We start from the raw sequence: 11221 nt of genomic DNA on the forward strand, positions 1-11221 counted from the left end.
CCGGGGGCGGTGACCGGGAAGCAGACGTTGGAGGGGGTCAGGGTGAAGCCGGACGCCTTGAGCCGCAGCGTGCCGTCGGACACGGCGGCCTCGAAGGCCACGGTCGGCTCCGCGACGCTGACAGAAGCTGAAGAAACCGCAAACCCGGTCACACCCTTATCGAGGCTGCACCATGCCTTTACCTCATAGCTTCCATAGCTTCCCCCGGCTATATTCTTCTCACAACTCCACGACCCGTCCGCCTGCCGCACTCCTTGGCAGTAATCGATAGCTCCTGTCGGATCGACAACAGAAAAGCTCACGTTATCGGGAGGTGCCCCCCAGTTTGAGGTGTTCATTGACAGAATATCGCCATTTAGCTCAACCGTCATATCGGTTTTATTATATCCGACATCAATATGACGGTATTCCTTGATAGAGCCGTCTATGGTAGCGTAGGCGCAGACATCGTAGACACCATAAGTTGCTCCCAAATCGAAAGACCCTGTCCATGACCCGTCACTTTGCTCATAACCTTGCACCCATGTCGTTTCGCCAGTAGGAGCCAAAACGGAGAAGCATACATTGTCAGGATCGACCCCCCAGTTTCGCGTATCGAGCTCAAGGATACTTCCATTGATCTCAGAATGCACTTCTACCCTGCTCTTCGAAAGCCCGTACTGTTGAGCGATCCCGGTTGCGTCGGCAACACCCAAGGCTCTCAAATTGCCTTCATTGCTCAAAAAGGCAGCGTCAGAGGCGTTGTCGACAAATGCATGCTCAACAATAATACCGGGAATACCATATACGCGGCTTTCGTTAATCACCGTATAGAAATCCGCTAGATGACCGTCTTCGTAATAATAAGGTCCAGAGCCTTGATAATACTCTGAATCACGGACTTTCACACCGCGATTAGCTAGCCCTAGTGAAGTAATTTGCTGCAGGATCTTCGTTGCAAGAGCCTCACCGGTCACATGAGTTTGGTGCTGATAAGAACTTCCGTTCGGAATATATACTTCCGCCCCGGAGCCGCCGCTCGCATTGCAGTGGATACTCACGAAAACGCTGGCGCCTTGCTGTACGGCCCTTGCCACCCTATCCAACAGACCAACGTACTCATCACCAGTTCGCGTCATTACCACACGCACACCGTAATACGATTCCAATTCCTGCTGGCAATACTGCGCGATTTTGAGATTAAGATTCTTTTCAACCAAACCAAATCCAGACGCACCACCATCGCTACCGCCATGGCCGGGGTCGAGCGCCACCACAACATCAGAATCCCTGCTTGTGGCACTTCGCGATTGGCGGGAAGATGCTGCAAGCCCGTATTCACCTTGTTTGTTAGCCTGGGCCACCTCTATCGCGCTTTCTAAGCTGCTCTCTTGAGATAGAGTTCCAGCCTCATCTATCGAATAGACGGTAACCTCTCCAGGATCGGCTTCTTCAGCAAACAGCGACACCGACGAGAGCACCTTGAAAGAATAATGGACATCTGTGTACTGGAAAAGATCTTCCGTCTCTTTTTGACCACCAGCATTCGAGTAGGAGAAACTTATAAGCTCAATTCTCCCCGCCTCCATCTCCGTCGTGTCGATCGGAAAAAGAACAGCTCCTTCTACGGTATTGGAGGCAGCGACAACCCACTCTCCACCAGTCTCGGAACGTACCGTTAATCGAGCATCAGATACCGACGGGACATCATCGGCAAGTCCAATTACCACGTTTTGAATTCCACCAAAGTCGATCTCTGGCGACTCGACATATACATATGCAGCAGCCGAAGTTTCAGCGTTTTGGTCGGATTCCTTCAAAACGGTGTCTTCAGAAGTTTCGCTCTCAACAGAAGATTCTTCGCTCTCCCCAGAAGCCTTATTCTGCTCGCTTTCGTCAACATCGTCTGTTTGGTCGGAAGCTGCCAATTGGTTGCTTTCAGCTTCGGCAGAGCCAGACTGGAAATCGGGAGCTTCTGCAGTCTCAGAAGCATTCCGAGTCCCCACAGACTCAAACCCGCCTCCATTGTCCATATCGTTTTTCCCTTGAGCAAAAGCGACCGAGGGAACCATCGATGCGACGAGGATCAATGATAAGAAGCTCGCTAAAAGTTTAGATACCATTCGATTCACGCCCACTCCGATCTACACCGCCGCCTATTGTTCAATTATTATCGAATTAGCAGAACGCTATCGATCATGATACCGCACACTGCCCCTTCTCAAAACCAAAAAGCTTATTCCGCAGCCGTGAGTGCGCACAAAAAACGCCGCAAGCGTAGGCGTTCGCTGATCTAGGTTTTCTGAAAAACCCGCACTATGAACACGAAGTATGAATTAGTATTGTAAGGTAGATCAAGCGAAAGCAAGCAAAACGTCGAGCTCGAAAAGGTCCAAATGAAAATTCTGCTGGTGATCCCTGCTTATAACGAGGAAAAAAGCATAGTTTCAGTAGTGGAGGACGCAAAGAAGCACGGATATGACTACATTGTTATCAACGATGGGTCGACCGATCATACGATCGACATATGCAAAGAACACGGAATCAACGTGCTCGACCTTCCAAGAAACCTCGGTATCGGAGGTGCTGTGCAGGCGGGACACAAATACGCATACCGGCATGGATACGATATCGACATCCAAATTGACGGAGATGGGCAGCATGATATTTCTTCCATTCCCGTCTTAATTAAAGAAATCGAAAACGGCGCCGATCTTGCCATCGGATCTCGTTTCTTAAAAAAAACCGACGGGTTTCAATCCACCGCTATGAGGCGCTTAGGGATAAAGTGGTTGTCGGGACTCATATACCTCCTTTACAGGAAGAAAATCACCGACCCCACATCCGGACTTAGAGCATCCGGTCGTAAAGCCCAGCGCCTATTCTGCACATCGTATCCAATGGATTATCCCGAACCGGAGTCTATTGCCGAAGCACTAAATAGCGGCCTCCTAATCGCAGAAGCCCCGGTGAACATGAGGGAGCGATCGGAGGGAAAATCATCAATAGGCACTGTTTCGAGCGTGTACTATATGATTAAAGTTTCATTGGCAATCTTGATTTCGCGCTTCAAAAAGCGCATCACCCTCTAGGAGCTGCTTACGATGACCGGTCCTGCAAGAATCCTTATGATTGCAATCTGCGTTTTATTTATCGTTTATATTATAACCTTGGTAACCAAGGGCAAGCTATTGCTGAAGTACTCCCTTCTTTGGCTCGCACTCTCGTTTTTCGTTTGCGTATTCTCCATGTTTCCCGAACCCATCTATGCCCTATCGAAGCTGCTCGGATTCGAATTGGCTTCAAATTTCATTTTCATTGCAGCCGTGTTCTTTCTCTTGGTCATAGCCTTGTCCTTGAGCGTCATTGCAAGCAAACAAGCCGCTTATACAAAAACGCTTATTCAAGAAGTGGCTTTGCTCAAAAAAGAACAATCGGAATTTGAATCCAGCTGCGACAATTCACCAACTCATGAAGAAAGGTAATATTTCACCTTTCTTCAAATAGCAGCGTCTCCAAATCGGAAATGACCTTTTTTCGGGAAAACCTTGCGTCGAAATACCTACGTGCATTTGCTCCAAACATAGCGAGCTCATTGCCGCTCGCATCCCTGAATCTCATCAGGTTGTTGGCAAGGGAATCGATATCTCCTGCTGGGCTTACATATCCACACTCTGCTTGCCGGACTGCAGTCGCACCCTCCCCGTCAAGACAAGCAATAATTGGTCTACCGGCCGCCATGCAGCTTGCCACTTTTGCGGGAATAGTAAGTTCTAAGTCCTTATTCTCGGCCAACGAAACAACCATGGCATCGGCCAGTTCGGAAAACTGTGGAATATCATGAGCCTCAACCCTCCCGTAAAAAGTGACGTGGCCGGTGAGACCCTCTTCTTTCACCAATTGCTCAAGAGACGCCCTGCTCATCCCATCGCCGACCATAAGCAAATGTAGGTCATCGAACCCATTCCTATGGGCTTTTCCTATTGCTTTTATCAGGCAGTCCAAACCCTGAGCTGGACTAAAATTACCCGCAAAAACAAGATTCGTTTTTCCGTCGAATCTCTCATGCAGTTCGCTATCCCTCTTCAGCAAAGTATAGAAATCTTCAGCATGCTGAGGAACTACATGAACAGAACGGCACTTGGAGCCAACCCTGTCGAACAATCTCTGCTGCAAAGACACGCTCATAGCGATTAAGCGATCAGCTTTTGAGTAGAGCATGTCACTGATCCTCGAAGCGATATTCTTAAGCCACTTCGACGAAATGGGCAAAACTGTATAGAGATTTTCCGGCCATATATCCAAAACGTATACAACGAGCGGCGCCTTGAACTTTTTTGATGCCCTTATAGCCGGGATAATCATAAGCACCGGGCTCGTGTTATAACAAAAAACTGAATCATACCTACCGGGTAAAGAGCTTACGCGAAAGAAGGCTCGAATAGGCCAGCTTACATAATTCAGAAAAATTCTAATTGAAGTGTTACCCTTTCGAGGTATCTCTTTCGCTCGAAACACATTTGCCTTTTCGAAAGTTTCCTCGAAGGGACCTTTTTCGGTATACCCCGGAAACCACTCCCCTTCAGGGTAATTCGGGAGACCGCAAAGAACGTCCACTTCATAGCCGTCTTCCACAAAACCGCTAACAATATCATTAATCCTAAAGTTCTCCGGATAAAAATGCTGCGTTACAACAAGGATTCTCTTTCCGGTCACGTAGCCTAGCCTTTCCGCCAAACCATCTTATCAACGATCCCTGTGTAAGACTGGATAATTTTCACAACTTTCGTGCTCACGTTGATATCTGTGTATACTGCCACATCAGAACCATAATCTCCCGACTCAGTCATACGGACCGCAACGTCTACAGCCTGAAGCACTCGATCCGTCGTTATCGACCCAAGGACAAAGTTTCCAGCGTCCAATGCCTCGGGTCGCTCTGTGGAAGTACGAATGCACACCGCCGGAAAGGGTTTGTCGCAGCTGTTAAAAAAGCTCGACTCTTCAGGGAGGGTTCCAGAATCGGACACGACGCAATACGCATTCATCTGCAAGTGATTGTAGTCGGTGAACGAGAGGGGCTTGTGCGTCCTCACGAGCGGATGAAATCGGAACGAGCGCTTGTCGATAAGCTTTTTTGATCGCGGATGCATGCTGTACAAAATGGGAATACCATAAGTCTCAGCCATGGCATTCACAGCATTCATCAACGCATTGAAATTGCACTCATTGTCAATATTCTCCTCCCTGTGAGCAGACAGAAGAATATATCCTTTGGACTTGAGTCCAAGGTGTTCAAGAACACGAGACCCTTCTATTCGATCCATGTGAGCCGATAGAACTTCAGCCATTGGAGAGCCCACGACATAAGTACGCTCTTTTACCGTTCCTTCCGCATTCAAGTATCTCCGAGCGTGCTCTGAGTAGCAAAGATTGACATCTGCAATATGATCGACTATCCGTCTGTTTGTTTCTTCAGGGAGGCATTCGTCAAAGCACCTGTTGCCAGCTTCCATGTGAAATACTGGAATATGGAGTCTTTTCGCGGCAATAGCGGAAAGACAACTATTGGTGTCGCCCAAAATCAAAAGCGCATCAGGACTCATTCGTACGAGGCACTCATAAGACTTGGCAATAACGTTTCCGATCGTCTGCCCGAGATCATCGCCAACAACATCAAGGTATTCGTCTGGCTGGCGTAGCTTCAGATCGTCAAAGAATATTTGATTGAGCTCGTAATCGTAATTTTGGCCAGTGTGTACGAAATATTGATCGAAATAGGTGTCGCATTTTTTTATTACCTCAGATAGACGAATAATTTCAGGGCGCGTTCCGACAATAGTCATAAGCTTCATGCGCGACATCGCTATACCTCCAGCGCGAACGTATCGGGGTAATCGGGATCAAAGCATTCATTGCACCACATTACCGTCACAAGATTCTGCTCATTAGACAAATTTACAATATTGTGCGTATACCCTGGAATCATGTCGACAACTTGCAGCTCATCGCCTGTAACCTCGAATTCAAGCACAGGGTATTCAGAGCCATTTTCATCTTTCCCTACTTTTCTAAGCTGCATCAGTCCATGACCCGAGACAACACAAAACTTCTCCCATTTTGTATGGTGCCAATGTTGCCCTTTAATAACTCCCGGCTTTGACACGTTAACCGAAACTTGCCCAGCATTATGAGTATGAAGCACTTCGGTAAAGCTTCCTCGCTCGTCCTCATTCATTCTAAGAGGAAGGGCAAATTTCTCTGGAGGCATATACGACATAAATGTCGTAAGCAGTTTTTTCGAAAAAGAGCCTCGAGGGATATTCGGGATGCATAAGGATGCTCGAGAATCATTGAATTCTTTAATTAATGAAACTATTTCCCCGATGCTAACCCTATCAACCGGAGCAACCGAACAATAACCTCCCCCGATTCGATTTTCTTTACCAATTAATGCGGAAAGTAACTCCGACACCAAATCATCAATATAAAGCAGATCCAGCTCAACAGAAGGATCATTCACGGTAACCGGAAGGTCATTGGCGATGTTGTAGCAGAATGTCGCGACTGCAGAATTGTAATTGGGACGACACCATTTTCCGTACAGATTTGGTAAACGATAGATCAAAATAGGTATCTTAGTTCTCTCAGAGTATTTCAGGAACAATTCCTCACCTGCAAGTTTACTTTTTCCGTATTCGGAATTCGCATATCGCCCCTTCAGTTCAGCTTGAACCGAAGAGCTGAGCATAATGGGTGCCTTGTTTTCATATTTCTCTAATGTTTCTAAAAGCTGTTGAGCGAAGCCGAAATTTCCAGCCATATATTCTTCAGAGTTTTGCGGTCTGTTGACCCCCGCGAGATTGAATACGAAATCTGCCTCTCGGCAATAGGCGTCAAGATCCTCAAAACTGGAATCCCGATCATATTCGAATATTTCCAAAGGAAGCATGGCTTGATATAAGGAGCGCCTGTCCTTCCCATCACGAATGCACTTTAGAGACTCGACGAGATTCTTTCCAACAAAACCCCTTGAACCAGTAACCAGTACCTTCATTACCTCACCCACTCATCGAGCGCTTCCTTAACATAGGACGCAGTCTTGATTTTCTCCATAGTGCCACCAACATCCAAACGTTCGGTATTATGACTTGTATATGAATCATCGGCTTGCGTCTCAACGTCACCATTCACCACAAATTTATCATAGTTCAAATCGCGAGAATCGGCTCGGACGCGGTAGTAGCAACCCATGTCCTCGGAACGGAGCTTCTCCTCTCGCGTCATAAGCGTCTCAAAAAGTTTTTCACCATGACGAGTTCCAATGACTTTGATACCTGTGTTTCCGAACAGATTTTGAACCGCCTTCGCAAGATCCCCAATGGTAGAAGCCGGCGATTTTTGCACAAATAAATCTCCTGGTTCAGCATGAGAGAAGGCGAATTCCACAAGGTCAACCGCTTCATCAAGATTCATGAGAAAACGCGTCATATGAGGGTCGGTTACGGTAATAGCTTTACCGGATCTTATTTGATCTACAAATAAAGGAATTACACTTCCCCGCGAGCACATTACGTTTCCATATCGAGTACAGCAAATTGTAGTACGGCCGGCAGCAATGCGCGCATTAGCATATACTACCTTCTCCATCATCGCCTTCGATGTTCCCATGGCATTGATCGGGTAAGCTGCTTTATCAGTCGATAGACATACAACTTTACTGACGCCCTCACTTATGGCAGCATGTAGAACATTGTCGGTACCCAATACATTGGTTTTTACGGCCTCAATAGGAAAAAACTCGCAAGAAGGAACTTGCTTTAAAGCCGCTGCATGGAATACATAATCAACAGAATGCATGGCATCTGCAACAGAGCGCTCGTCGCGAACATCGCCAATATAAAATTGGACCTTATTAGCACTATCGGGATATTTAGACTGCAGCATATGCCGCATATCATCTTGTTTTTTTTCATCTCGACTGAAAATGCGAATTTCGCCAATATCTTCTAATAAGAAATGATTGAGAACCGTATGCCCAAATGAACCCGTTCCACCGGTGATGAGAAGCGTCTTGTCTTTAAAAGCCGAGTCCATTCTTTATCTCCTTATCGCATGACCACCTATCAGCATGCTTCCATTATCTCCCAAATAGCTCAAAAGAAGATCCCGAAGACACAATCAGCAGGGAAAACCAATCTGAAAAACTGGGTGGCAAAATTCCAGAGTCATCTGAAGCGCCCGGCTCAATTTACTAATTGGGCAATCTGAAGAAATGCTATTTTAGGGATGCTGATCACCTTCTGAATCCCCAGAAAGTCTTCTTCGGGCGTACAATGGATGTGAAAATTGCTTCAAAAGGTTACAAACACCAGAACAAACGCAGGATAACAAAACACTCAAGAACATATTCGGACCGCTATTACGTTATGGAGCTGCTGCTATTTATGGATGTAAGCATCCTCATACCGATATACAACGTTGAAGACTACTTGGCGAAATGCTTGAGAAGCATTCCTCACAATGATTTGAAGATGGAGCTCATTTGCATCAATGATGGATCCACAGACGAATCGATCAGCGTTCTTAAAAAAGCTGCCCAAGACGATAAACGTATAATTGTCATCAATAAGCAAAACGAAGGATACGGAGCCGCTCTCAACCAGGGGATACAACAAGCCAAAGGACGCTATATAGGGATTATAGAACCAGATGATTATCTTGACGGCGACATGTTCTCTGCTCTTTTTAGCTATGCACAGGCACTCGATTTCCCTGATATTGTCAAATCTGCATACTGGAGCGTTGACGAAACCGATGACTCCAATAGAAAGCTCTGTGGATTCTACGGGCGCATTCAAGTTTCGCAACACGTCTTTCGTATCGAAGACGAACCTCTTCTTTTGCGGTATCACCCGTCTATCTGGTCTGCAATTTACAAAAAGGAATTTCTTGATGCTCAAGATATTCACTTTAAGCAGGTTCCTGGCGCTGGATGGGTCGATAATCCGTTCCTGATAGAAACCCTATGTCAAGCGGAGACTATCGCCTATACCGACAAGGCATTCTATTGTTACCGCGAAAACCGAACGGGATCCTCCACTGATATTATCGCTGATTTTCATATTCCTCTTGATCGATGGATCGAGTCGACTAAGGCTCTCAAGCGCATAGGAGTCGACAACAAGCGAATCTGGGATATTCACGCTTATCGCTGTATCTATAATCTTAATGTCGCGCGTCATGCTCGCAACTACTCCGAGAACAAAGCAGAATGGCTTATCTACGCCAAGCAGATGGTAAAGCAACTTCACCCATCAAACTTTATTCGCGCTATTCGATACCTCAAGTGAGCACAAAAATGAGTAGCAACTAGCACGAGCGCGGTAAAGGCGTTTCGCCTCGGCACACGGCAAGCGATTTTCATGGCACTACACTTTGCTCTGGCGGACACTGTAGCGTCCGCCTGTTAGCTGCCCCATTACTGTATAAATAAGCCTGATTAAGTCATATTCAAGGGGCTTGGCGGCCTCGGTTAGTCATATCGCATAGCCAGCCTTTGCCTATCATTGACATGGCCGCTGGCCGGATGTGCCGGATGACCCTTAGCCCCTGCCTCTCGCGAAGGCCGGGGGGGGGTGTTGCCACCGGGGATCGGCCGCCGCAATTCCGGCTGATAGGAACCTGCCGGGCGCCGGATGCGCCACGGCCCAGTAATGTGGTTGCCGAGATGCGGCGAACGGCGCGGCCAGCCGTACGGGAAGGGTATCACCATGGCCGAGAAGAACGCAACCCTCGCGGACAGGCACGAAGCCTATCTAGGGCTCGACGTCGGCAAGCAGTCCCATTGGGCCTACGCCGTCGACTCCGCAGGAACGGTTCTGCTGAGCAGGCGCGTCGCCAACACCGAGGCCGGCCTCGACGAGGTCATCGCCGAATGCCCGGACGACACGCTCGTGGTCGTCGACCAGCGCCGCAACATCGGCGCGCTCGCGATCAGGCGCGCCCGCGCGGCGGGGAGGCCCGTCGCCTACCTGCCCGGATCGGCCGAGCACGAGCTTGCGAAGGGCTTTCCCGGCATAGCCAAAACCGATGCCAGGGATGCGCAGGTCATCGCCCGCGTGGCGCTCGGCATGCCGCAGACGCTGCGCCCGGTGCCGGAGGGCGATCCCGCGCTCGACGGCGCTCGGATAATGTCGGCCCAGGTCGCCCAAGTGCAGAAAGACCGGACGGCTTGCGCGAACGCGCTGCGCTCGAGGCTGCTGGAGTCCTGCCCCGCCTTCGAGCGGGCCTGCGAGATGACCGCGCCGTGGTGCGCCGGGATGCTCTCCGAGCTCGGAGGTCCGTGGAACATGCTCGACGCCGGGCGGGAGAGGTTCTGCGCCGCCTCGCGCAAGCACGGGGCGAGCCGCGGGCAGCGGGACCGCCTCTGGGACGCGATCTCCGGCGAGAGGCCGCACGAGCAGGCCGTAGCCGCCGAGATGCGCTACGTCAAGCACTTCGCCGGGCGCATAGCCGCCGACAACCAAGAGGAGGCGATGCTCGAGGAGGCCATCGCCGAGTCGCTCTCGGGCAACGCCGACTTCGCCAACCTGCAGACCATACCGGGGATAGGGCCGAGGACGGCCGCGCAGCTCGTGGTGTCCGTAGACATATCCCAGTTCGACAGCCACGACAAGCTCGCCAGCTACTGCGGGCTCGCCCCGTCCACCCAGCGGTCCGGAACGTCCGTCAACTACGACAAGGGGCACCGCGGCGGCAACAAGCCGCTGAAGAACCTGCTCGTCTTCTCATGCAACTCGCTGGGCAGGTCGAAGAGCTACTACGGCGAGTACTTGAGAAGATGCCTGGGCAGGGGCATGAAGCGCAGATGCGCGCTCAAGGCCACCGCGCGAAAGAGGATGAAGGTGATATACGCCGTCATGCGAGACGGCACGCCGTACTCCGCGTAAGCGGTCCGAAGGATCCGCACGCCTTGGGGGCCGAGGCGTCGTTTCGTCATGCCCGAAACCGATCGCTCCATGGTGGAAAAACTTCCGAGCCGCCACTTGACAGAATCATAGGACCCCCCCCCGACACGCGGCAGGCCCCCGGGCCGACATGGTCCGGGGGCCTGCAAACAAAGAAAGCATCCTCCGCGAGCGCGACGCCCTATCCTCCCACGGACTGACTCCGCAGTACTTTCGGCGATGGCGGGCTTAACTTCCGAGTTCGGAATGGGATCGGGTGATCCCCGCCTCCA

9 protein-coding genes and 1 rRNA gene are annotated in these 11221 nt (G+C 49.8%); 4 read left to right on the top strand and 6 right to left on the bottom strand.

What is annotated here, in order from left to right:
* Window positions 1-2102 (bottom strand): N-acetylmuramoyl-L-alanine amidase (locus LB310_RS10410; RefSeq protein ID WP_301155053.1); only part of this gene is annotated, 2102 nt, incomplete at its 3' end.
* A 273-nt stretch (window positions 2103-2375) separates the two neighbouring features.
* Here LB310_RS10410 and LB310_RS10415 point away from each other — a divergent pair.
* Both LB310_RS10415 and LB310_RS10420 read left to right on the top strand, forming a co-directional pair.
* Complete coding sequence (locus LB310_RS10415) at window positions 2376-3071, top strand: glycosyltransferase family 2 protein (RefSeq protein WP_096226866.1); 696 nt, start codon at window positions 2376-2378, stop codon at window positions 3069-3071.
* Window positions 3072-3083: 12 nt separating this feature from the next.
* Window positions 3084-3464 (top strand): DUF2304 domain-containing protein, encoded by a 381-nt coding sequence (locus tag LB310_RS10420; RefSeq protein ID WP_096226867.1) that lies wholly within the window; start codon window positions 3084-3086, stop codon window positions 3462-3464.
* Window positions 3465-3468: 4 nt separating this feature from the next.
* Here LB310_RS10420 and LB310_RS10425 read toward each other — a convergent pair whose 3' ends face one another.
* The 4 genes from LB310_RS10425 to LB310_RS10440 are packed head-to-tail and all read right to left on the bottom strand — an operon-like array spanning window position 3469 to window position 8076.
* Window positions 3469-4695 (bottom strand): glycosyltransferase family 4 protein, encoded by a 1227-nt coding sequence (locus LB310_RS10425; protein ID WP_096226868.1) that lies wholly within the window; start codon window positions 4693-4695, stop codon window positions 3469-3471.
* A gap of 5 nt (window positions 4696-4700) precedes the next feature.
* Window positions 4701-5843: a UDP-N-acetyl glucosamine 2-epimerase gene (locus tag LB310_RS10430; protein WP_096226869.1), complete on the bottom strand. Its 1143-nt coding sequence runs from the start codon at window positions 5841-5843 to the stop codon at window positions 4701-4703.
* 2 nt (window positions 5844-5845) lie between these two features.
* On the bottom strand, window positions 5846-7048 hold the full coding sequence (locus LB310_RS10435) for an NAD-dependent epimerase/dehydratase family protein (RefSeq protein ID WP_274542520.1): 1203 nt from the start codon (window positions 7046-7048) through the stop codon (window positions 5846-5848).
* On the bottom strand, window positions 7036-8076 hold the full coding sequence (locus LB310_RS10440) for a polysaccharide biosynthesis protein (protein WP_096226870.1): 1041 nt from the start codon (window positions 8074-8076) through the stop codon (window positions 7036-7038). The genes LB310_RS10435 and LB310_RS10440 overlap by 13 nt, the downstream gene beginning before the upstream one ends.
* A 350-nt stretch (window positions 8077-8426) precedes the next feature.
* Between LB310_RS10440 and LB310_RS10445 the strand changes: the two genes are divergently transcribed.
* The gene (locus tag LB310_RS10445; RefSeq protein ID WP_161959479.1) at window positions 8427-9332 is read left to right on the top strand and encodes a glycosyltransferase family 2 protein; all 906 of its coding nucleotides are present in this window, start codon (window positions 8427-8429) and stop codon (window positions 9330-9332) included.
* A 420-nt stretch (window positions 9333-9752) separates the two neighbouring features.
* The gene (locus LB310_RS10450; RefSeq protein ID WP_301155051.1) at window positions 9753-10931 is read left to right on the top strand and encodes an IS110 family transposase; all 1179 of its coding nucleotides are present in this window, start codon (window positions 9753-9755) and stop codon (window positions 10929-10931) included.
* A 186-nt stretch (window positions 10932-11117) separates the two neighbouring features.
* Here the strand turns inward: LB310_RS10450 and rrf are convergent.
* Window positions 11118-11221: ribosomal RNA gene (rrf, locus tag LB310_RS10455) — 5S ribosomal RNA — on the bottom strand; the annotation flags it as partial.

The sequence above is a fragment of the Gordonibacter sp. RACS_AR49 genome (assembly GCF_030418435.1).
Classification (GTDB): Bacteria; Actinomycetota; Coriobacteriia; order Coriobacteriales; family Eggerthellaceae; genus Gordonibacter; species Gordonibacter urolithinfaciens.

Excerpts from the sequence above, each read along its gene's own strand:
- LB310_RS10415 (WP_096226866.1), top strand. The coding sequence starts at position 2,376 with ATGAAAATTCTGCTGGTGATCCCTGCTTATAACGAGGAAAAAAGCATA.
- LB310_RS10420 (WP_096226867.1), top strand. The coding sequence starts at position 3,084 with ATGACCGGTCCTGCAAGAATCCTTATGATTGCAATCTGCGTTTTATTT.
- LB310_RS10430 (WP_096226869.1), bottom strand. The coding sequence starts at position 5,843 with ATGTCGCGCATGAAGCTTATGACTATTGTCGGAACGCGCCCTGAAATT.
- LB310_RS10440 (WP_096226870.1), bottom strand. The coding sequence starts at position 8,076 with ATGGACTCGGCTTTTAAAGACAAGACGCTTCTCATCACCGGTGGAACG.
- LB310_RS10445 (WP_161959479.1), top strand. The coding sequence starts at position 8,427 with ATGGATGTAAGCATCCTCATACCGATATACAACGTTGAAGACTACTTG.
- LB310_RS10450 (WP_301155051.1), top strand. The coding sequence starts at position 9,753 with ATGGCCGAGAAGAACGCAACCCTCGCGGACAGGCACGAAGCCTATCTA.